The 22,296-nt window shown below is 60.9% G+C and carries 18 protein-coding genes and 1 pseudogene; 8 read left to right on the forward strand and 11 right to left on the reverse strand.

Going from position 1 to position 22,296, the window contains the following annotated elements; genetic code table 11:
- Nucleotides 1-771: pseudogene (locus H0485_RS14665) on the reverse strand (hypothetical protein); the annotation flags it as partial.
- A gap of 88 nt (nucleotides 772-859) precedes the next feature.
- Here H0485_RS14665 and H0485_RS14670 point away from each other — a divergent pair.
- The 4 genes from H0485_RS14670 to H0485_RS21880 all read left to right on the forward strand — a co-directional run bounded on the left by H0485_RS14670 (nucleotide 860) and on the right by H0485_RS21880 (nucleotide 6,002).
- Nucleotides 860-2,374, forward strand: a complete 1,515-nt coding sequence (locus H0485_RS14670; protein WP_226936696.1) for an SAVED domain-containing protein — start codon at nucleotides 860-862, stop codon at nucleotides 2,372-2,374.
- Between the two features lie 115 nt (nucleotides 2,375-2,489).
- Complete coding sequence (locus H0485_RS14675; protein ID WP_226936697.1) at nucleotides 2,490-3,701, forward strand: SMODS domain-containing nucleotidyltransferase; 1,212 nt, start codon at nucleotides 2,490-2,492, stop codon at nucleotides 3,699-3,701.
- A complete protein-coding gene (locus H0485_RS14680) occupies nucleotides 3,698-5,503 on the forward strand; it encodes a ThiF family adenylyltransferase (protein WP_226936698.1) in 1,806 nt (601 codons plus the stop codon). The genes H0485_RS14675 and H0485_RS14680 overlap by 4 nt, the downstream gene beginning before the upstream one ends.
- On the forward strand, nucleotides 5,496-6,002 hold the full coding sequence (locus tag H0485_RS21880) for a Mov34/MPN/PAD-1 family protein (RefSeq protein ID WP_354002452.1): 507 nt from the start codon (nucleotides 5,496-5,498) through the stop codon (nucleotides 6,000-6,002). Before H0485_RS14680 ends, H0485_RS21880 begins: the two co-directional genes overlap by 8 nt.
- A 386-nt stretch (nucleotides 6,003-6,388) precedes the next feature.
- On the opposite strand, the gene H0485_RS14690 is transcribed toward H0485_RS21880, so the two are convergent.
- The 9 genes from H0485_RS14690 to H0485_RS14730 all read right to left on the reverse strand — a co-directional run bounded on the left by H0485_RS14690 (nucleotide 6,389) and on the right by H0485_RS14730 (nucleotide 15,792).
- Nucleotides 6,389-6,946 carry a metallophosphoesterase gene (locus H0485_RS14690; RefSeq protein ID WP_226936699.1) on the reverse strand — a complete coding sequence of 186 codons (558 nt, stop codon included), beginning with the start codon at nucleotides 6,944-6,946 and terminating at the stop codon, nucleotides 6,389-6,391.
- Between the two features lie 114 nt (nucleotides 6,947-7,060).
- On the reverse strand, nucleotides 7,061-7,942 hold the full coding sequence (locus H0485_RS14695; RefSeq protein ID WP_226936701.1) for a TniQ family protein: 882 nt from the start codon (nucleotides 7,940-7,942) through the stop codon (nucleotides 7,061-7,063).
- Between the two features lie 180 nt (nucleotides 7,943-8,122).
- Nucleotides 8,123-9,217: an NADH:flavin oxidoreductase/NADH oxidase gene (locus H0485_RS14700; protein ID WP_226936702.1), complete on the reverse strand. Its 1,095-nt coding sequence runs from the start codon at nucleotides 9,215-9,217 to the stop codon at nucleotides 8,123-8,125.
- 104 nt (nucleotides 9,218-9,321) lie between these two features.
- Entirely contained in the window at nucleotides 9,322-9,549 is a 228-nt protein-coding gene (locus H0485_RS14705; protein ID WP_226936704.1) for a hypothetical protein, read from the reverse strand.
- Nucleotides 9,550-10,281: 732 nt separating this feature from the next.
- Nucleotides 10,282-11,649 (reverse strand): GGDEF domain-containing protein, encoded by a 1,368-nt coding sequence (locus H0485_RS14710; protein WP_226936705.1) that lies wholly within the window; start codon nucleotides 11,647-11,649, stop codon nucleotides 10,282-10,284.
- Nucleotides 11,650-11,791: 142 nt separating this feature from the next.
- Nucleotides 11,792-12,601 (reverse strand): ABC transporter permease, encoded by an 810-nt coding sequence (locus H0485_RS14715; RefSeq protein WP_226936706.1) that lies wholly within the window; start codon nucleotides 12,599-12,601, stop codon nucleotides 11,792-11,794.
- Complete coding sequence (locus H0485_RS14720) at nucleotides 12,591-13,529, reverse strand: ABC transporter permease (protein WP_226936707.1); 939 nt, start codon at nucleotides 13,527-13,529, stop codon at nucleotides 12,591-12,593. Before H0485_RS14720 ends, H0485_RS14715 begins: the two co-directional genes overlap by 11 nt.
- Entirely contained in the window at nucleotides 13,526-14,512 is a 987-nt protein-coding gene (locus tag H0485_RS14725) for an ABC transporter ATP-binding protein (protein ID WP_226936708.1), read from the reverse strand. The genes H0485_RS14720 and H0485_RS14725 overlap by 4 nt, the downstream gene beginning before the upstream one ends.
- Before the next feature lie 122 nt (nucleotides 14,513-14,634).
- A complete protein-coding gene (locus tag H0485_RS14730; protein WP_226936709.1) occupies nucleotides 14,635-15,792 on the reverse strand; it encodes an ABC transporter substrate-binding protein in 1,158 nt (385 codons plus the stop codon).
- Nucleotides 15,793-16,271: 479 nt separating this feature from the next.
- Between H0485_RS14730 and H0485_RS14735 the strand changes: the two genes are divergently transcribed.
- From H0485_RS14735 to H0485_RS14750, 4 genes are all read left to right on the forward strand, one after another.
- A complete protein-coding gene (locus H0485_RS14735; protein ID WP_226936710.1) occupies nucleotides 16,272-17,207 on the forward strand; it encodes a LysR family transcriptional regulator in 936 nt (311 codons plus the stop codon).
- A gap of 112 nt (nucleotides 17,208-17,319) precedes the next feature.
- Nucleotides 17,320-18,978: an FMN-binding glutamate synthase family protein gene (locus tag H0485_RS14740; protein WP_226936711.1), complete on the forward strand. Its 1,659-nt coding sequence runs from the start codon at nucleotides 17,320-17,322 to the stop codon at nucleotides 18,976-18,978.
- Nucleotides 18,979-19,105: 127 nt separating this feature from the next.
- Nucleotides 19,106-19,474: a cupin domain-containing protein gene (locus tag H0485_RS14745; RefSeq protein WP_226936712.1), complete on the forward strand. Its 369-nt coding sequence runs from the start codon at nucleotides 19,106-19,108 to the stop codon at nucleotides 19,472-19,474.
- The gene (locus H0485_RS14750) at nucleotides 19,471-20,793 is read left to right on the forward strand and encodes an NAD(P)/FAD-dependent oxidoreductase (RefSeq protein WP_226936713.1); all 1,323 of its coding nucleotides are present in this window, start codon (nucleotides 19,471-19,473) and stop codon (nucleotides 20,791-20,793) included. The genes H0485_RS14745 and H0485_RS14750 overlap by 4 nt, the downstream gene beginning before the upstream one ends.
- A gap of 337 nt (nucleotides 20,794-21,130) precedes the next feature.
- On the opposite strand, the gene H0485_RS14755 is transcribed toward H0485_RS14750, so the two are convergent.
- Entirely contained in the window at nucleotides 21,131-22,132 is a 1,002-nt protein-coding gene (locus tag H0485_RS14755; RefSeq protein ID WP_226936714.1) for a substrate-binding domain-containing protein, read from the reverse strand.
- Nucleotides 22,133-22,296 lie beyond the last annotated feature (164 nt).

Below are 22,296 nucleotides of genomic sequence, written 5' to 3' on the forward strand. Positions count from 1 at the left end.
TCGACCGCGGTCCTGAAAGACCAAGCTCCGCACGACGCCACCCCCGCCGCTGCCCCGCAGTTTGCGGTGCTGGGCAACAGCTCCCTTTTGCCTCAGGAGCCGAGAATTCCATAAGACAAGCTCCGCCTCGACAAAGCGATCCACCGCTGCGTTGCGGGCTTTGGACGGGGCTTCAGCGAAGGCCTCAATGGGCGCAAGGCGGGCGACCTGCTCGGGGCCGATCGCGGCGGGTTGGAGTTTTCGGATCAGGCAGTTCCACAGTTCCCAGGATTCGCGGGAAACCGGCTCGAGGTGGCAGGCGGAAGGGTAGGCGGCGGGGTTGTTCAGCTCCGCCAGCCGGGCAAGCAGAGCGTCGACGCGGGCCTGTTCACGCTCCAGTTCTGCCAGGTTGAAGGCCCGCCAGGCCGTCTCTGCAGCCTCCTGGAATGCCTGGGCCTGCGCTTTCGGCGCGCCGCGCAGGATGATGGGGTCGTCCTGATCGCGAGGCAGGGTGATCGTCGAGGATAGCAGGCCGGTTTTCAGGGATGGGCTGTCGGAGAGAGCAGAGAAGCTGAGCGTGCCGCTTGCCCGACCAGAAAAATTGACACCATCCTTTATCAACTCAAGCGAGCGGTATGGGCTGCCTGCCAGGCTGGCGAAGAGGCCGGGCAGAAAGGATCTGGAAATTTTCATCAGAGGACTCGGCAGGATCAAAATGCTATGTCTGACGGATGGCATGGGCAGCTCTTCGCCGCCATCCCATTTCAGCCGCCGCGGCATTGGGATCAGCATAATTGGTTTTGACGCGCCAGGTTTGTGTTGACTAAGCCGTCGTAATATCGGCCTTTTGTCGCATTTGAGCATGATGCAGGAGATAGGGATGGCAGATCCAAGCGCCCGCTGGCACGGGGACAACTATCAGTCACGTCAGTTCTGGATACACGCCGCATCCCTGATCGATGAGCATCGCACCGATGTCGCCGAGGTCACTTTCGAGGCACATGGCCCCAAGGCCTTCGACGATGTCGTAGTGCGATACGAACCCGGCCGACCAAATCGGAGGAGTCCGGAACCCGTTATCCAGGACCATTATCAGATCAAATGGCACACGGATCTCTCAGGGCACTTCGGTTTCCGGGACCTGATTGATCCGAAGTTTATCTCGGGCACTGCCGTATCTTTGCTGGAGAGGTTGCGCGATGCAAAGCGGACTGCCCCTCCGAACTCGGCCTTCCATTTCGTCACAACGCATGATCTCACGCAGGAGGATCCGCTACGGGAGCTTGTTTCCAATGTGGATCATTCAATTCGCTTGAAAGTCCTAAAGGAGGGCAAGACCCCAAGAAGCAGGATGGGGGAGGTCCGAGAGGTCTGGTGCGAACATCTCAAGGTGACAGAGGAGGAGCTCTTTGAGATCCTGACAGGGTTTCATATCGAGACCAGAGCGCGCAGCCTCGAGACACTGCGTTCGGACGTCGCAATGCGGTTCCGGTCGGTCGGCCTCAATGGCCACGAGGCGGATACGATTTTTCCCTATGATGAATTCGCAAGAGAGCTGGTCGTCAAGCAAATCCGTAGCCTGGACCGCGCGGCATTCAAGGCTCTCTGCGAACGAGAGGGTTGGTATCTTCAGAAACGTGCGCCCTCGAAACGCGGGGTTGCAATCCAGACATATGCACCTCGCGCAACGCCTGCCGACCTCTTGCTGGCAGCGCCAGAGAACACACTGGTCCTTGCAGACAACTTCGATGACCGTCAGCTCAAGAAAGAGCATAGCTGGGACCAGATCCGCGACGATGTGAAAGCCTTCCTGAGTAAGAAGCTACAGGAAACCACCGACTTCCGGCTTTTCCTTGATGCACCATCATCTCTGGGCTTTCTCGCGGGCGCCTGTCTGGGTCTGAAATCCGGAGCCGCAGTCGAGCTGGTCCAGATGGGCCACGGCAACCCGAACCAGGTCTGGGATACCAGCGATGGGCGGGGCGGGCCAGCGCCGTCGATCGAGGTTCTCAGAATTGGGGATGGTCAAGACATTGCCCTGGTGATGAGTCTGACCCGAAATGCCCTCCCCAAGGTGCAGGAATATCTGCACAGAGCATTGCCGCAGGTCGGCACCGTGGTTCACGTCACGCCCTCAGGTGGCGCCGCGCAGGTTTCGGTGGCAGGTGGAGAGCATGCACTTTCCATCGCCGCTTTCGCTGGTCAGGCGGTGTCGGACCTCGCGCAACCAGGTGGCCGGACGCATGTGTTCATTTCAGCACCCAATGCGGTGTCCTTCTTCCTGGGGCAGCAGGCCGATTCAATGGGCGTCTGCATCCCTTACGAATTCGACTTAAAGAAGGAAGTCGACGCCTCTTACCGACCATCTTTCGAAATAGATCCTCGCCGGCCTTGAAGGGTAGGCAGGGAACGCCTTATGTTGGGGGACAGCCTCGTTGAGCACACCGAATGCGGTGCTCTGGGTCAGTTTTGATGCATCCTTTTTCACATCTTGCCCGGAGGAATTCCGCGTGAAGCTTGAACCGCAATTCAGGGAATTTCTTCGTGAGATCCGCCCCACTGACATCCAACAAGAGGATTGGAAGGCCGGGGCGAAGACTTTGCGAAACAGGCTGGCGCAAGATCCCGGCCTCAAGGATATTCTGGAAGAAACCTTCCTGCAGGGAAGCATTCGCAGATCGACGGCGATTCGTCCCAGTGGCGGGAAGCGGCCGGACGTCGACATCGTGGTGGTCACGAACATCGACTACAACCAGACGACACCTCAACAGGCTATGGACCGGTTCAAGCCCTTTCTCGATAAGCACTATAAGGACAAGTGGCACCCGCAGGGCCGCTCGTTCGGAATCGAGCTTTCTCATGTCGATATGGACCTGGTGATCACAGCACTTCCAAGGACAGTGCAGGTGGTGAATGAGCGCCAGGCTGCGAGCATCGCGGACAGGGCAGCCCTGGCCAATATTTACCGCTCCGCCGCGGCCACATCGTTCGCGACGCTGGAGGAGGACACGAGCTGGCGCCTGAACCCGCGATGGCAGGACAGCAGGGCCTTCAGTGATCTCGACGGCCTGAATCGCCAACTCGGCTCAGTGATGAACGAGGGTCTCAAAGACGAGGTCACAGACCTGTGGAAGAACGAGCCACTCTGGCTCCCTGACCGCGACACCAAGACCTGGGGACGCACGCATCCGCTGCTTCAAATTTCTTGGACGGCCGAGAAAAACCGCAACACCAACAAGACCTATCTGCACATTGTTCGGGCCATCAAATGGTGGCGCCTGGAGATTGCGGAAAAGTTGCCCAAATATCCCAAGGGCTATCCGCTTGAACACATGGTCGGACACCTCCTCAGGGATGGCGCGGACCTGTCGACGGCCCAAGGTATCGTGGAGGTATTCGAAAGCTTCCGGGATAAATGGCTTTTGACCGCGAGAAGCCATCAGGTGCCCAAGCTATCCGACCACGGCGTGCCTGAGCACAATGTGCTGGCACGCCTCAGTGCGCAAGACTTTCAGGACTTCGTGGAGATCATCTCTGGCTTTGCATCTTTGGCGAGGAAGGCCTTCGACTCTCCGGATACGGCGGAATCAGGGAAACTTTGGAAGCAAATTTTTGGGGCAAAGTTTCCACTCCCTGGACCTAATGGCGGAGACCGGCCTGCCGGCCACTTCGTGAAGCCGGCAGCCGCCGCCGTGCCCGCGACCAGCGACCGCTTCGCTTGAAGACCCTAGCCGATGTGGATATCCCGGATGTTCTGCATCTGGTCACCTCTTTGCTGCGCAACGGCATCGGGCCAGTCAGCGCACTGGTGGGCTGGAACGAGTGGCGGAAGGGCTTTTTCTCCCTCCCACTCACGGTGAACGTGGCACCGCTACCTGGTCAGAGTTTTCCCGCCGACAGCGGATGGCATTTGATCGTTTCGTCCGGATCTTATCCTGCGGATGTTTTCATCCTGCCGGACCGCGCGACCGGACCCGGCATGACCTTCCCCCATCAGGGAGCGGTTTCGGCGGGGACAGGCAAAGACCCCTGGTTATTCGGCGAGCCATGCCTCACCGATCCGACGGCAATATTGGGGGACAGCTATGGAGCCGCGCCCGAGCCGGTCGACCTCTCTAGCCGCCTGATCTGGAAAGTTGAGCGGTTCTCGCGTTGGTGCGAGCTCGCTGCAGCGGGCTGCCTCCACAGGCCTGGCGACCATTTCGAATTCCCACCCCTTAGCGGAGTTTCAGATCATGTAACCATCGGTTTCTATGAGACTGAGGCAGACCTTGCCCGATGGACGCAAGCCAGCACCAAGTCGGGTGTGGTGCGCCTGGTCAGTGTCTCTTCTGCCGGTAAGGCATTCGCCGCGCAGTGCTGGCGGACGCTTGAGGACAAACTGATCCATGCACCCGACTGGGGCGCTCTTATCGGTAGCCCATCTGTCGGGGAGATCCCAGCGATATGGTTCTTGCTGGATGATATCCCGATCATCGGTGCTTGGCAGCTGCCTCGGACATACCGTGAGTTGGGTGACATACTGGCTGCTGCGGGGATCGACCTAGCCGAGAACTTTGCGATCCTAGGCCAGAGCATGAGGAAAAGAAACATTAGTCAGCCAGCCGTGATCATGTTCGGCTTTCCGGTTCCACGTTACTTCGGCGCCGCACCATCACGCGTTCACTGGCTTGCAATCTCGGATGTCCGGCTAACCCGCAAGAATAGCGCTAGGCAGGGTTTCCGCCCCACAGAGGAGAACCGGCAGCGCTTCGATCGTGAGCTCGCGCTGTCCGGCAAGCTCCTCGCCTGGGCAAAATGTGAAAACTGGGCCCCCGACCAGATCAGGACCCGACTTCGCATTGCGCCGACCGCACAGCCTAAGGTGTTGCTACTGGGTGCCGGCGCACTTGGTGGTCACGTAGCTGAAACTCTGACAAGAATGGGTGTCAGTCGTATCGATGTTCGTGACGGGGACGTCCTGGCCGCGGGAAACCTGTGCCGCCATTCGCTCGATCTCGGTATGGTCGGTGTTAAAAAAGCCAGCGCTCTTGCTGCGCGCCTGAACCGCATACAGCCGGATGCACAGGCGCGAGGAATTGATAAGTCATTCCCGATGATGGGGTATGACGGACTGGAAACCGCTGATGACTATGAAGTCATTCTGGACTGCACTGCGGAAAACAAGCTGTTGCGCGGCCTATCGATGATACCTTGGAAGTCCGAAAAACTGTTCATTTCCCTCTCTGTGAACTGGGGTGCGCAGGGTCTGATGTTCTGGTCCTCGCGAGGCTCAGCGTTTCCAGCCATCGATGCTACAACGCGCCTCGAGGCACTTGCCAGGCGGTTTAGGCCCGAGAAACTAGAAGAACGTATTGAAGGTATTGGCTGCTGGCATCCAGTATTTCCCGCGGATGCCGCAGACATCCAAGTCTGGGCCGGCATGGGCGCTAGGTTCGTCCTGAACCAGATTGCGGGCGCACCGGAGGCATGCGGGATCTATTTCTTCAATGAAGATCGGACGATCGGATTAGAGCATGGATAGAGCCGATCTGCATTTCACGAGCGTTTCCGGGGCTCGTGTCACAATATCCGCCAAGGCTCTTGCGATGATGACCGAATTCGCTCGTAAGCGATACCACCGCGAGACCGGCGGCATCATGGTCGGTCACTACTCGGACGACCTAACCACTGCCAGAATAGAGTGCGTCAGCGATGAACCGCCGGACTCGCGTGCGGGCAGGACGTGGTTCGTGCGCGGAAAAGTGGGGCTGGCCGCGATACTGGAGCAGGCCTGGAACGAGGGGCGATACTACTTGGGGGAATGGCACTCGCATCCAGGAACCAGTCCCGCACCAAGCGGTCCCGACTTGTCGTCGATCAGAAAGATTGCGGGCAGTAAAGCTCACATGTGCCATCGTCCGATCTTGATGATAGTCGGTGGGGACCTGAGGAATAGACTCGAGTTTTCGGCGACGCTCGCTTCAGGGAGCTCAACCGAGCCAATGCGCAGAACATGGGGCGCGGAGTTGGCCGCCAAGTAGATCTGATGCCAGGTTCTTCCAAGCAGGGTCAAACAAACGCAGCGCCGGCGGTGAATACAGGCGCAATCATCTGCCGGGACCTGCCGTAGTTGAACTCGACCCGACGAGCATCGGATAGGGCATAGATGTGATCCTAACGCTAACTTCCGTAATGGGCGCGGAAGCCTAACCGACAGCTGCTACGCTTCTGAGCAGTATTAGGAACACGTGATATGTTTGCTCAGCAATGGTGGGAGCTGGGTCCAGAGAGGCGGCCGCATAAATTCGGAGCGGTTCCTCCTCAGGCGCGAAAGCTTAGCCACTTGTCCGGATTCGTGCGACCATCCCTGTCGCCTTGGTTACGCGGATGCTTTGCCATCAAGGCGGCGTAGTTTAAGAGGCTCAGCTCAGGCGCGAGGCTCGACATCTTTCCAGTGCTTGTGTGGTGGCATCATTTTGGCCCTTTGGGCGGCCTCCCTGATGGTGATAGGGTAGAAGTCCCACAGATCGACACCGGCATTGACGCTGTTGGCTGAGCCACGCCAGTTGCCGTGCACATGACCAAAGAGGTGCAGTGCGCCTTTGCGCGCATGGCTCCAGGTCATCATGGGATAGTGGCAAAGCGTAACGGGTTGCGCTGCATCCTTATCCTCGATCTCTGCGATCAAGGATACGCTATCCCAGGGCAGGGCTTGCGTAAGAGGGCCATCATGGTTTCCGACGATCAGATGCCGCCTCGCGGCTGGCAGCTGACTGAATACCGCCCAAAGCCAGTCCTCGTCTTTCGCCTTCGGACCGAAGGCAAAATCGCCGAGAACCCACAGATCATCCTCAGGGCCAACCTTCTCCCACAGGCGCTCGATCAGAACGGCATCCATGTGGCTCGTGTCGCGGAAGGGTCTCGTTGCATTTGGAATGATCCTGTCATGACCAAAGTGAAGATCGGCGGTATACCAATGCGGCATCGAAGTTACTCCTGCGAGGCGACAGGTAGCACAATTCAGTCTGTGACCAAAGAGGCCGATGCTGAGGCGTCTCTTCGCTCGGTTGCCGCGGCCATGGCCGATAACCCTATGAAATCACGTAAGGATGGCAAAGAACATGTTGGTGAGCGGGTCGCTGGGGGCGAGTTCCCGGCGGTGCCGCATCCAGGACCAGAGCATGCCCAAAGGGGATCCATGATTTCTTCCGCGTCCAAAGGACGTGCCGTTTCTCTCCACCTGAGCGAGAAGGGCAGGGCGCAGCGCTTCGCGGTCCCGACACACCAGGTCATGACCAAGGTTCAGAGCGTCCCGTTTTCTGGCAAAATCAAGATCCTGCCATCGCTCGTTCGACCCTAGACCGATGGTAACGCCGATGACCCCGGCTGCATCCACAGCATCCGGCAAGGACATATCCGCGCTCCAGCCCGCCTTGGAACGCTGCTTCAGCTCCTGCCGTAGCCAATCATGGAAGCGGCTGTCCTCAGGCGCTGTGTCTATGGTCTTCTTCCTTGAGGCCTTGGGTTGAACGAACCCTTCACGCCAGTGTTCGTCTTCAGGATCGATCCGCGTCAGCTCACGATCGTGTCGATTGCATTTCTGGGAGGTCGCCAACTGCCACTCCCAGCGTTCTCGCAGATAAAATGTTGGCGGGCCACAGCTTGCATCTTCCTTCAGGCAATCTGCGCAGACCCGTCGATCTGTTGCCGGTCGCAGCACCGCGGTCAGCACATGAGGACCAAGTCGCAGGTCGCCTTTGACGGTGGTTGAAATCAGGTTGCGCCGGATCAGGGCAGGGCTCTCGCCCGTAATATCGCTCAGGCGGAGGATATCGTCGCGTTCGCCGTGGCGCAGGCCTTCGTGATTGATCCCCAGCTGACGGCAGAGATCTTCAACGGAGGAAGGCCCGTGATAAGCCGTCAGGCGCTCGAGCCAGGAGCGGACGGTTTCGTCTTCGAACAGAGGCAGGCGTGGGGACAAAGCCATTTTTCACCAGGAGCTGCGCCTGATATCACAGCTTCAGGCACCATGATGTAGCGCCGGCGGATCCTCACACAAGCGATCTGTTGGAGGAAATGCAGCCGAATTCCAGGCTGGATCGCCAAAGGTTGGTGTCGTGTCGCGCTGCCAGCCCGATCAGAGCTGGCAGCGAGGTCTTTATCAGTAGCGCTCCAGCCAATGCGCGTAAGGCGCGGGCAGGGTGGCCCATGACGGGCGCTCGACCTGCAGCGCACGGGCGGCCTCATAAGCCCAGTGCGGATTGGCGAGATGGGCCTTGCCGACCATCACGACATCCAGCTCGGCATTGCGCACGGCGGCTTCGGCAACATCGGGGTATCCAAAGCCCCAGGCGCTGGCGACCGGCAGGCCGGCCTCGTCCCGAATGCGTTTCGCAATCGGTCCCATGAAACCCTTGGTCGCCCAAGGGATCTGCGCCTGCGGGGTCGAGAAGCCGATGCTGACGCTCATGAAATCAAGGCCATCTTCTTTGAACTGACGGGTCAGGGTGACGGCCTCTTCCATGTCCTCATCCATGCTGCCGTTGAATTCGGTCACACCGAAGCGCATGGTCAGCGGGAACTTCTCGGGCCAGACCTCGCGCACGGCAGCCAGCGTCTCGCGCAGGAACCGGCTGCGGTTCTCGAAGTTGCCGCCGTAGGCGTCGGTGCGCTGGTTGGCGTCCTTCGAGAAGAAGCTCTGCGCCAGATAGCCATGGGCGAAGTGCAGTTCGAGCCATTCGAAACCGGCATCGAGCGCCCGGCGCGCCGCGGCGACGAAGTCGGCCTTCACGCGGGCGATGTCGTCCAGCTCCATTGCGCGCGGGGTGCGGGGCAGGTTGTTGCCAAAGGCAATGGCAGAAGCTGCGATGGTTTTCCAATAGCGCGGATCATCGGCGCTGATATGGTCGTCGCCCTCCCACGGGCGGTTCGCGTTGGCCTTCCGACCCGCATGGGCGATCTGAATGCCCGGCACAGAGCCATGCGCCTTGATGGCCTGAACCATAGGCACGAAGCCCTGGGCCAGCTCATCGCTCCAGATGCCGAGGCAGTTCGGGGTGATCCGGCCCTCGGGGGCCACGGCCGTGGCTTCGACGATCACGAGGCCCGCACCGCCACGCGCCTGCGAGGCGTAGTTTTGCAGATGCCAGTCGGCGACCTGACCGTCAGTGGCGGAATACTGACACATCGGCGGCACAGCGATGCGGTTGCGCAGGGTTACGGATTTCAGGGTAAAGGGTTCAAACAGAACAGACATCTGACTTCCTGTAGATGGGATGTTCCAGATGTAGTCCCGATGGTCAGGACAGCAACTACGCGCCGGTCAAAGAAAAGGTGAGGGGCAGGGTGCCCCTGCCGGGTTCAGGATCTGCGGACCATAAAGCCGCCGATCAGCAGCATCACGGCGAATGCCATGACGGTCAGATAGATGAGACCTTCTTCGAAAAAGAGATGCCGGAAGTAGAGATAAATCAGGTCCGACTTGCACCCAGTGGTGTTCATCCCGCAGCCGAAACCGATGAGGTAAACATAGGCGAAAGTGGCGAGACCACCGACAATCAGCCCGACGACAATCAGAAACAGACCCATGACCGTCCTCCCACGATCAGAAATCGGCAAGACATGGCGGTCTGGCAAGAAAAAACATCGCAGCTGGCGGTGAGTGCTGGCATCGACGTTGCTACCGGGCTTGAAGATCAGGTTACCGCGGTGCCTTGGAGGAAAGGTCTGAGGATGGAGCCGCTGTTATAGAAAATTTTTGAAAATTGTCTATAACAGCGGCTCTCTTCGATGCTGGCCGCACACACCGTTTGAGTCTCAGCTAAGGCCCAACGCGGCTGTGAGATAGCCCGGATGTAAGGGTAAAAAGCTCGAACCTGGCATCCTGCAGATGAGACAGTCCTGGTGGCGATCAGCCTGTGATGCTCATGATAGCGCCGATATCGAACTCAGAGCAGTGCCGATGAATGGCAGCGCCGGGACAAGCTATCAGAATGGGGATACTGGCGCGCTGAAAGAGCTCAGATGACATTGCAGAGCTGCGCTGAAATCGCATGCTAACTCATTGAATTTTATAAACCTGGCAAAATATCGATATCATTTTGGCAATTTAGCTCATCATCTGGCAAAATAGCACTTTGTTTTACACTGGCGAAGCATGGATCATAATTCCCTATATATGTGAAAGGCTTAGCCAAATGTATGATTTTGACTAAGCGGATTCGCATAATATGAATTATGTCACGAATTATAAAATTACAGACGAGTTCTGCCCTCCAGCCTTTCGCCTGATTCCGCGCGCACTCCCGGGCGAAACAGCCTTTATTCCGCAGCGCGGACCTGGCTGCGGCCGAGGTGTTTGGCCTCGTACAAGGCGCGGTCCGCGGCTTCGGTCAGGCGCAGGAAATCCGGCTCGCCGCTGAATTCGGCCACGCCGATTGAGGCTGTCATGATGATGGATGTGCCGTCTTCCAGATGCAGCGGCCGGTTACGCAGCGCCGCCAGCAGCTGCTCACCGAAGCTTCGTGCCTCGATCAGATCCATTTCGGCAAGCGTGACCAGAAATTCCTCGCCGCCGTAGCGGAAGACAAAATCCCCGACCCGCGCGCTCTCGGCAATCACCTGCACACAATGGCGCAGTGCGAGATCGCCGACCGCATGGCCATAGCGGTCATTGACCGCTTTGAAATGGTCGATATCGACCAGCGCCACCGAAAATTTATGGCGCCTTTTGCGGGCCGTCTCGACCTCACGGGTCAGGATCGTATCCATAAAACGCCGGCTGAGCACGCCGGTCAGCGCGTCATGCCCGCCCTCAATCCGCGCGGCCGCACTGAAGCATTCCGCAACCAGCGCGCGGATCCGGGCCGCCTCATCATTCAGGCGCTGCAGCAGCAGCCGCAGATCCCCGCCGCGCCGGATCGCGGGCAGGATCTCGGCATCGATGCGCTCCATCACCCGTCTGGCGCGCTCGATCTCATGGGTGCCCTCAAAAATGACATCGCCGCGATGGCTGAGCCAGAGGCCGAATTCCGAGCTGCGCATATCGCTGAGCCGGTCGAGCTGGTCGCCGGTGGCAATCACATACATTGCCTCCTGGAGCCATTCCGCCATGGCAGCGCGTTGGGCCTCGCGCTCCTGGGACATGTTTTTCCCCAGCGAAAACAAGCGGAATGCCTCGGCGCTGCGGTCATTCTGACGGCTTTTCTCGACATAGGCGGTGTTCATAATATCAATGGCGATGCTGAGTGTCGCGACGGCGGCCCGCAGCATCGCGCTCTGATCCGCGTCGCTATATCGCCCGGCGGCAGCGGCAATCAGCCCGTCAATCATCAGGCGCAGGGCACGGGTCACCAGCTTGAGCGGCAGGCCGATCCGTGAATGCACCGCGCCGACATGCAACTGAACTTCCGCCATCTGCTGAAAATCCGGCGCGGCATCCGCCGGGAACAGGCCTGTCAGCCAGCGCCTCAGCGCCCCGGCCAGCCGGTCTGCGACCAGATCCTGCGACAGAAAATCCCGTGCATCCGGGTCTTTGCCGAGTTCGCTGTAGAAATTCTCCACAAGCTCGGGCGCCTTATCCGCCACCAGGGCAGAGAGCGAGCGGCGCACCGGCGGGGTCAGCGTGCTCTGCAGCCTTGCCCACTCATTGCTGAGCAGTTCTTTATCCCATTCACTCAAGCTTGCCATCGGTATCCCAAAGCCGGTCGGCCGCTGGAAAAACCGCCGCCGTTGCCCGGCCTCTCTATCCGCTCGGCGGCGGGAGAGCAATTGACGCTGCAGCGACAAAGCGCTGAGCCTGCCTGCGGCAGAGGGCCGGTCCTCCTGGTCTCTATTTGCCCATTCCGGCGGTCTCAGACCCGCCCCGGGTCAGGTAATAGGCGATCAGAATCGGCAGGAAGGTTGCGATGAAAACCACGATGGCAACCACATTGGTCACCGGGCGCTGACGGGGGCGGACCAGTTCATTGAGCATCCAGATCGGCAGGGTCGATTGCTGACCGGCGGTGAAAGTGGTTACGATCACCTCATCAAAGGACAGGGCAAAGGCCAGCATCCCCCCCGCCAGCAGGGCTGATCCCAGATTGGGCAGCAGCACATAGCGGAAGGTCTGGAACGCATTGGCGCCGAGATCGGCTGAAGCCTCGAGGATCCCGCCCGACAAGCGGCGCATCCGCGCCACCGCATTATTATAGACGATGACGATGCAGAAGGTGGCATGGCCCAACAGGATGGTCCAGACCGAGAAGGGAATGCCCATCATGCCAAAGGCCGAGCGCAGGCTCATGCCGGTGATCACCCCCGGCAGAGCAATCGGCAGCAGGATCAGCAGGGTGATCTGATTGCGGCCAAAAAAGCTGGCCCGGCTCATGGCGGCGGCGCAGAGCGTGCCCAGCACCATGGCCATCGCAGTGGAAATCGCCGCGACCTTCAGCGACAGCCAGAGCGGCGGCCATATATCGGGGCGCTCATACCAGGCCACGGCGAACCATTTCGTGGTCAGGCCTGGCGGCGGAAACTGATAGGTTTTCTCTTCGGTGGTGAAAGCATAAAGGAAAATCAGCAGGATCGGCAGATGCAGGAACAACAGGCCCAGCAGGGCACCGATGCGCAGCAGAACGGAGGGGCGCTCAGAGGGCATCAAACGCCCCCGCTTTTTTCGCCAGCCCGAGATAGACCAGCATGATCAGGATCGGCACCACGGCAAAGGCGGCGGCAAGCGGGATATTTCCGGCGGTGCCCTGCAGCTGATAGACCGCCATGCCGATGAAATTCGCCGAATTTCCGACGATCTGCGGGATGATGTAATCGCCCAGCGTCAGCGAAAAAGTAAAAATCGAGCCGGCGATCACCCCAGGCAGAGCCAGCGGCAGGATCACCCGGCGCAGGGTCTGGGACTGTGTGGCACCCAGATCGGCCGAGGCCTCCAGCAGCGAGGCGGGCACCCGTTCCAGCGCCGCCTGCATCGGCAGGATCATATAGGGCAGCCAGACATAGACGAAGACCATGAAAGTGCCGAGCGGTGAGGTCGAGAGCGAGGAGCTGCCGATTACCGGCATCGATAACAGCCCGTCGATCACGAAGGAGGTGCCACTCGCTCCGGCAGCCCAGCTGAGGATGCCCTCTTTGGCGAGGATCAGCTTCCAAGCGTAGACCTTCACCAGGTAGCTTGACCACAAAGGCAGCATCACCCCGAGGTAGAAGACCGCCTTCCAGGGCCCGCAGGCAAAGCGGGCGGCGTAAAAAGCAACCGGAAAGGCGATAAATGCGCAGGCCAGGGTAACCGCCGCCGCCATCAGCACCGTACGCAGCAGGATATCGAGATTTTGCGGCCGGAACAGCTCGGCATAGGTTTTCAGCGTCAGTTCTTCGCGCACCATTCCCGAGAATTCATCGATCGAGTAAAAGCTCTGCAGCAGCAAAGCCGCGAGCGAGCCGAGATAAATGATCCCGAGCCAGAGCAGCGGTGGCAGCAGCAGCAGGAACAGCAACAGCCCCGGCCTGCGCCAGAACAACCCGGTCAGGCGGTCAGCGCTGGTGCGGGCGGGAAAGATCGCGGGGCTGGTCATGGCTCCTCCATCACATTCAGCGCCGCACGCTCAAAGCTCAGGCTGACCTGCATACCTTCGGCCGGAACCGGCTGACCCGCGGGCACAAAGGCGGCCAGCTGGGTGCCTGCAGCCTCAATCATCACCCGCGTGCCTGAACCGAGGTAGCGCAGCGCTGTCACCGCGCCGCTGAGGGCGCCGCTTTCACCAAGACGGATCTGTTCCGGCCGGATCGAGGACCAGCGCGCCGGACCTCCCAGCTGTTGGGTCAGCGCCGGCGGCAGCAGATTGGACGAGCCGACGAAATCGGCCACAAACCGGGTGCGGGGCTGGTTGTAGATCTCGGCCGGGCGGCCGATCTGGGCGATCCGGCCCTGCGAGAAGACCGCGAGCCGGTCCGCCATCGACAGGGCCTCATGCTGGTCATGGGTGACAAAGACAAAGGTCAGGCCAAGACGCTGCTGCAGAGCCTTCAGCTCATCCTGCATCGCCTCGCGCAGCTTAAGATCCAGCGCCCCGAGCGGCTCATCCAGCAGCAGAACCCTGGGCCGGTTCACCAGGGCGCGGGCAAGGGCCACGCGCTGGCGCTGGCCACCGGAAAGCTGACCGGGTCTGCGGCTGCCGTAATCGGCGAGCTTCACGAGGTCGAGCATCGCCTCGGCCTGGTCATTGCGGGCGCGACGGCCCAGGCCTTTGACCATCAGCCCATAGGCAACATTCTCACGCACCGACATATGCGGAAACAGCGCATAATCCTGAAAGACCGTATTCACATTGCGCAGATGCGGCGGAATGCGCGAGACATCCTCGCCGAAAATGCGGATCGCGCCGCTGTCGGGCTGTTCAAACCCCGAGATCAGGCGCAGGCAGGTGGTTTTGCCCGAACCCGAGGGGCCGAGCATTGCGAAAAACGACCCCTCCTCGATCTGCAGATCGACATCGTCCACCGCTTTCACAGCGCCGAAATGACGCGAGGTTTTCACGAATTCAACAGCAATGGCCATACGCTATCCCGAGGCAAAAGGGGCGGCCTGCCCTCACGGCGCGGACAGATCCGCAGGCCGGCCCGCAGGCAGGGCGAAAGCCGGGCTGACCCCGCCCGGAGGCAGGGTCAGATGTTGCGCGCTCAGCGTCCGCCGATGACCCCGATGTAATCCGAGACCCAGCGGTAATAGGGTACACAGGCCCCCTCACCCTGCGCGCAGTTCGAGACCGGGGTGGTCCAGAAGCGGATCTTCTCAAAATCATCGAGGCCGTTCCGGGTGCAGATCTCGGGGGTCAGCATGCCGCGCTTATCAGTGCAGGCGGCCAGAACGCTGGGATTGGCGCCGAACCAGACCGCCAGGTCAGACTGCAGGTTTGAGGACAGCTGGTGATCAAACCACATATAGGCGCAGTTCGGGTTTTTCGCATCGACATGCAGCATTGAAGTATCGGCCCAGCCGGTCGCACCCTCTTTCGGGATCACGCTGGCCACCGGCACATTCTCGGCCTGCAGCAGATTGACCATGAAGGGCCAGGAACCCGAAGCGACAATGCCCTCATTCTTGAAATCATCCATCTGGATGAAAGCATCATGCCAGTAACGGCTGGTCAGCTCGCGCTGGCCTCGCAGCAGATCCAGCGCCGCCGCATATTGCTCTTCATTCAGCTCATAGACCGAGGTGATGCCCAGTTCCGGCCTGGTCTCCATCAGATATTGCGCCGCATCAGCGACATAGATCGGCCCGTCATAGGCCTGGACCCGGCCCTTGTTGGATTTGCCATCGGGCAGGGTCTGCTCCTCAAACACCACATTCCACGAGCTGGGCGGTTCCTTGAACACTTCGGTGTTATACATCAGCACATTCGGCCCCCACATATAGGGCACGCCGTAATGCACCCCATTGACCGTATGCCAGGGCGCATCTTTCAGCCGGTCATCCACCTCTTTCCACGAGGGGACCAGGTCGATATTCACCGGCTGCACCCGGCCGCCGGCGATCAGCCGCAGCGAGGCATCGCCCGAAGCGGTGACAAGATCGAAACCGCCCTCATTCATCAGCGCGACCATCTCATCCGAAGTGGCGGCGGTCTTGACCGAGACTTTACAGCCGGTCTTTTCCTCAAAGCCGGTCACCCAGTCAAAGGCCTTGTCGGTTTCGCCGCGCTCAATATAGCCCGCCCAGGCGACGATCGAGAGTTTGCCCTCGCCCGGACCGAGTTCAGAGATTTGCGCCATCGCAGGCGTCAGCGCGGTCAGAACAGACAGCGCCGTCGTGCAGATCAGTTTCAGGCTGGTCATCGTCACTCTCCCCTTGGTAATCCCGGGCTGGGCCGGATCAGGCTGCAGCTGCATTTCACAGTCTTGTGAGGCGAGCCTAGGCGAGGCGATGACTTTCGCAAAAGTAAATTTATGCGGGCTGAATTCGTTTTTTCCAATGCCGCTGGCGCGCCCCTCCCCCGGCATCAGTGGCGGCTGAAACCCGCGCCAGAGAGGGCAGCCTGACAGGGCAGAAAACTGCTGTGCTGGCGCAGGTCAGATAGCATCCGCGCAGGGGCCACAGCTGGCCTGTGCTTTTACCCGGCCCCATCGGGCAATGGCTGGCGCGCCGCAGCCTGCAGCCTGTACTCGGGGCGGATCCCACAGCGCATTGAGGATGTGACCGCCTGGCGCAGATCCTGTAAGGGCGGGGCCGGTCCGCCGGGGCCCTGCAGAACAACCTCCCGTTACTGCCCCTTGCCTCCGCCGGGCCGCCAGGCGCATTCTGTTGGCGCTACAACATGGGGCCACGCCAGGGTGAGAATGCGATGGAACTGAAATGGCTGGAAGATTTCCTCAGCCTGGCGGCGCATCGCAGCTTTTCGCGGGCCGCAGAAATGCGGTCAGTCACCCAGCCCGCCTTCAGCCGCCGTATCCGTTCGCTTGAGATCTGGCTGGGGGCGGAACTGTTCAACCGCACCAGCTATCCGGTTACCCTGACCCAGGAGGGCCGGGCCTTTCGCGAGACCGCCGAGGAAGCGGTGCGGCTGCTTTATCAGAGCAAGGCCAGCCTGCAGGGGCTGGGATCGGGGCAGCTGCCCCAGGCCAGCTTCGCCCTGACCGCCCTGCATACGCTCAGCACCACCTTTGTGCCGCGCTGGCTGACCGGATTGCGCGCCGAGATCGGGCCGGTCGGCAGCCGGGTGCTGCCGGAAAATTTCGCCCTCTGTCTGCAGGCCCTGGCCGAGGGCGGCTATGATTTTTTCCTGACCTTCCATCACCCGAGCGTGCCCCTGCCGCTCGATCCGCAGCGTTTCCCGCATGCGCGGGTTGGCGCAGATCAGCTGGTGGCAGTGGCCGAGGCGGGCCAGCTGGCGGCATGGCGGGCCGCGGCTGGCCCCCTGCCGATGCTGCACTATTCGCGCGGCTCATTCCTCGGCCTGCTGACCTCGGTTGCCCAGAGCCTGCCCGGCGCCCCTGCCACCCAGGTGGTGCATGTGAATGAGAATTCGATTGCCGAGGCGATGCGCTCAATGGTGCTCGAAGGCCATGGCGTGGCCTGGCTGCCCGAGGCGCTGATCAGCGCTGATCTGGCATCGGGGCGTCTGGAACGGGTCGCCCCTGCCCTGCCCATGGAAATTCGTCTCTATCGTAATGCGGAAAGGGCGCGGCCAATCGTTGAGAAAGTCTGGAGCGTGGCCAGCCGGGACTCCAGGGGTTATGCTGAAACGGCATAGACCGGACGGCAACGGCATTGGTCCTGCGTCCGAGGGAAGATTAGAAGCAGGCTGATTGCCCGGTCGGGGCCTCGGGGCCTGGCAGGGGAGCGCGTTCAGAAAGGTCCGCAGCATGTCCGTCCGTTTGCTCTATAATGCCCGCTATGCGACGCTGGTGCTGGCCGCGGCTGCAGCCCTGCTCTGCTGCGCTCTCGCCTTCTGGTCGCTGTGGTGGCTGCTGCCCGGACTGATCGCCGCCGCGCTTACCCTGCTGGGCCTGCATGATCTCAGACAGACCCGCCATGCGATTTTGCGCAACTATCCCGTCATTGGCCATCTGCGCTTTATCATTGAAAGCTTTCGCCCCGAGATCCGCCAGTATCTGATCGAGGGCGACCGCGATGAGGAACCCTTCTCGCGTGAGGCCCGGGCGCTGGTCTATCAGCGCGCCAAAGGCGCCGAGGACAAACGCCCCTTTGGCACGACGCAGAATGTCTATGCTTCGGGCTATTCCTGGATCACCCATTCGGCTGAGCCGGTCCATCTGGCCGATAAAGACTTCCGCGTGCCGATCGGCGGGCCGGACTGCACCCAGCCCTATGATGCAAGTCTTTATAATATATCGGCAATGAGCTTTGGCTCGCTGTCAGGCAATGCCATTCTGGCGCTGAATAAGGGCGCGAAACTGGGCGGATTTGCCCATGATACCGGCGAGGGGTCGATCTCGCGCTATCACCGCCAGGGCGGCGGCGATCTGATCTATCAGGTGGCCTCGGGCTATTTCGGCTGCCGCAATGAGGACGGCAGTTTCTCGCCGGAAAAATTCGCGGTTCAGGCCGCTGATCCCCAGGTAAAGCTGATCGAGCTGAAACTGAGCCAGGGAGCAAAACCGGGCCATGGCGGCATGCTCCCCGCCTCCAAGATCACCCGTGAGATTTCCGAGGCGCGCGGCATTCCGATGGGGGTCGACTGCATTTCCCCGGCCGCGCATAGCGCTTTCTCCTCGCCGCTGGGACTGATGCGTTTCATCGCCGAGCTGCGACAGCTGGCCGGGGGCAAGCCCGTGGGCTTTAAGCTCTGTATCGGTCACCGCCGGGAGTTTATGTGCATGGTGAAGGCGATGCTGGAAACCGGCATCACCCCCGATTTCATCGTCGTCGATGGCAAAGAGGGCGGCACAGGTGCTGCGCCGCTGGAATTCGCCAACCGGGTCGGCATGCCGATGCTCGAGGGGCTGACTTTCGTGCATAATACCCTGCGCGGCGCCGGTCTGCGCGACCGGATCTGCATCGGTGCTGCCGGCAAGATCATCTCGGCCTTTGACATCGCCCGCGCGCTGGCGCTCGGCGCGGACTGGTGCAATTCCGCCCGCGGCTTCATGTTCTCGATCGGCTGCATCCAGGCGCAGAGCTGCCATACCAATAAATGCCCGGTCGGCATCGCCACCCAGGATCCGTTGCGGCAAAAGGCGATTGATGTCCTGGACAAAAGCGAGCGCGTTGCGCGCTTCCACCGCAATACCATGCATGCGCTTGGCGAGCTGGCCGGGGCTGCGGGTCTGAGCGATCCGCGCGATTTCATGCCCTATCACTTCATGTTCCGCAATAAAGACAATGAATTCAGCGACGGCAATGAGGTCTACAGCTATCTGCCCGAAGGCTTCCTGCTGGCCGGGGAAGAGATCAAAGGTCTGGAAAGCTGGTACAGCCGCTGGGACCGGGCCCGGGCCGACAGCTATGCCCCTTCTGAAATCCCGTTTGGCCCCTTCGAGCGTAAACCCCGCGCGGTGTGATCCGCGCCGGGGGCAAAGCGGGTTTAGCGACCCTCTCTGAAGAACCATACATCATTGTACGGATCGCGCAGCGGCGTTATTCAGGCGCCGGGGCGCCGTCCTGCGCGCCGTAGAGAGAGCGCCAGATATGGAACATCAGCAGAAATCACCCCCGCGCGTCACACGCTTTGACGGGCTGGACTTTGCGCCCCGCTTTGCTTTCCCGCAGATGTGTAAGGTTGTGGAAGTGGCGGGCCTTGCCGATCGCAGTGCCCTGGCAGGTGGCTTCGCCCGGTTCACTGCCGCCGAAATTCCCTGGCAACTGCGCTATGATGAGCTGATCCTGGTGCTGGAAGGCGAATTCACCGTCGAGACCGCCGAGGGGCGGCTCAGCGCCGGGCCGCGTGACACGATCTGGCTGCCGGCAGGGACCAAAGTCACCTATATCGCCGAGAATGCTCTGGTGTTTTACAGTCTGCAGCCTGCCTCCTGGGCCAGCGAGGAGGCCGCGCTGTGAGCCGCCGCATCACCCATCTGCCGAAAAATGACCGCAGCCTCGGCTGGAGTGCGATCCTGCCGAAACGCCCGCCGCGCCCGGCCCTGCAGGGGGATCAGACTGCTGATATCGTGGTGATCGGCGCAGGCTTTGCCGGTCTCGGTGCGGCGCGGCGCCTTGCCGAGCTGAATCCGGGCCTCGATATTGCGCTGATCGAGGCCGACCTGGTCGGCGAGAATGCCTCGGGCCGCAATTCGGGCTTTGGCATCGATCTGCCACATAATACCGGCTCGTCGATGGAGGAGCTGGCGCGCGGCCGCGCCTATCTGCGGCTGTCACGCGCCGGGATTTCTGCCCTGCGCGATACCGTTACGCGGCATCAGATTGACTGCGACTGGAGCGAGGACGGCAAGTTCCACACTGCCAGCTCGGATCGGGGTCGCCGGGAAGTGCTTGTTCCGACAACAGAAGAGCTGGACCGGCTGGGAGAAAGCTATCGCTGGCTGGACCGCGAGGCCTGCGCCGCCCGGCTGGGCACCGGCCATTTCGCCGCCGCGGTTTATACCCCGGGCACTGTGCTGCTGAACCCCTCCGCGCTGTGCCGCGGCCTGGCCAGCGCGCTGCCGGAAAATGTCCGGCTCTATGAGAACAGCCCGGTCATTGAGGCTGATTTTGGTCCGGTGATCACGCTGAAAACCCCGCAGGGCAGCCTGCGCGCGGCAAAGGCGATTATTGCGGTGAATGGCTTTGCCATGCGCTTTGGCTTCTGGAAGGGGCGGCTGCTGAATTTTGCGGCCCACGCCAGCCTCACCCGGCCCTTGACCAGTGAGGAACAGGCAAAGATTGGCAATATCGCCCCCTGGGGTACCACGCCCGCCAATGCCTTTGCCGGGGTGACGCTGCGCTATACCAATGACCGGCGCATTCTGGTCCGCCAGAATATTCATTTCCAGCCCTCGATGCAGGTCAGTCCGGCCTTGCAGGCCCGGGTGCGGCGCGGGCATCAGCGGCTGTTTGAGACCCTGTTCCCGGCTTTGCCGGGCGTGACGATGGAGCATAGCTGGACCGGTTTCATCTGCCTGTCGCGCAATGGCACGCCTGGCTTTGGCCAGATGGCCCCGAATATCTGGAGCGCGGTCTGCCAGAATGCGGTGGGGGTGACCAAGGGCACGATGAGCGGCAGAATGGCGGCGACTATGGCGCTTGGTGCCGAGGATCCGCTGCTGGCCGATATGATCAGTCTTGGCCAGCCCAATGCGGTTCCGCCCCGACCATTTCTGGACATTGGTGTCCGGGCAAAATTCGCCTGGGAGATCTTTACCAATCGCCACGAGGCCTGACCCCGGGGGGGCGAACATCCAGCCGGGGGGCCCGTCTGGCGGTGCTGATGCGCGGCGCGGATTTCAGCTGGCACGCCCCGGCGCAGATCGCCGAACTGACCCGGCTGCAGGAAATTGCCTGGGAGGGCTGAGGCAGGGTCTTCCCCATGGGGAAGCGGCGGCATGAGCCGCCGCCGCTCGTGCGGCGCGCTGTGAGGATCAGAACGCGAAACAGCGTGACGCCGGCGGCCCGAGAGGGCTTTGCCCCGAATGGCGGCCCGATCTCATACCTGGGCCTCCGGCCTGCCCCTGCCTCAGCGATTTCAGATGCCGCTGATCCTGTCCCTGCCTTCCGCCATTATACGAATTTCCGCAGGATACAGGGCACGGTCTGACATTCACTGCTGAGCGTCCGGCTGGCCATCAGCTCAAAAACCCTGTCCAGCATCCTCGGCACATCCTGCTCTACCATGCCGATATTCCCGGGCAGGAATGAGCCGAAAGGATCCCAGTCAAAACAGCCGAAACGCAATCTGCTCTGCGCCGCGCCCAGACTGCTGCGCCAGCGGATCACCCCTTCAAGCGAAATCGTCGAATTGACGAACAGGCCCAGCGGATGCGCCGGTCCCAGCCGCTCCAGCGCGCTGGCGGCGCGATCAGCGGAATAGCCGGTTGCGAGTATGTGATGCTCGGGCACCGCAATGCCACGGCTTTCATGCGCGGTCAGAAAACCGCGCAGACGCATGGCGGTGTTATGATCACTCAGCCGGCCGCCGACGAAATGCAGCGCCCCGCCGCTTCCGGGATCGCTGTCGCATTTGTGCAGGATCAGCTCGGTCAGCTGCTGCGCCGCCGTAAAATTGTCAGAGACAACCGAAGGCGCCAGCGCGCCGGGCAGATCAAGGTTGATCACCTGCACCCCTGCACTTTTGCACAAAGAGGCAATCCGGTCCGGGTCGGTGGCGCCGGTGGCGATCAGGCATTCCGCCTGGTAGGAAATCAGCTCGCGCGCGGCCTCAAATTCCAGCTCCGGGTCGCGCCGGGTGCAGGTGATCACCGGAAACAGCCCGCGCGCCCGGGCCATGGTCTCAAACTCTTCAGCGATCCGCCCGAAATAGCGGTTATCGTATTTGGGAATGATCATGCCGACGATGTTTGACTTTTCGCGGCGCAGCAGGCTGGCCTGCACATTCACCGCATAGCCCTCTTCGCCGGCAATGCGCATCACCCGCTCGGCAAGGCTGCGGCTGATTCGACGCTTTTGCCAGGTGCCGTTCAGCACCGAGCTCACGGCACTGGGCGAGGCACCGGCCAGGCCGGCCAGATCGTAAATTGTCGGCTTTTTTCTGCTCGTTTCCAAACCGCCGCCCCCCTTCCTGCCGCCCGCTCTTTCCCCTCTACACCTCTTTCTTGACAAAGTGAAATCGATGGAGCAGCAATTGCACAATCGATTGAGCAAAGCTCAGTTGATTGTCCCAGGGAGGGGGCAGCGGAGGGAAATCGTAAGCCGAACCTGCTGATCCG

This window comes from Pseudogemmobacter faecipullorum (assembly GCF_020539525.1).
In the GTDB taxonomy this organism is placed as follows: Bacteria; Pseudomonadota; Alphaproteobacteria; order Rhodobacterales; family Rhodobacteraceae; genus Pseudogemmobacter; species Pseudogemmobacter faecipullorum.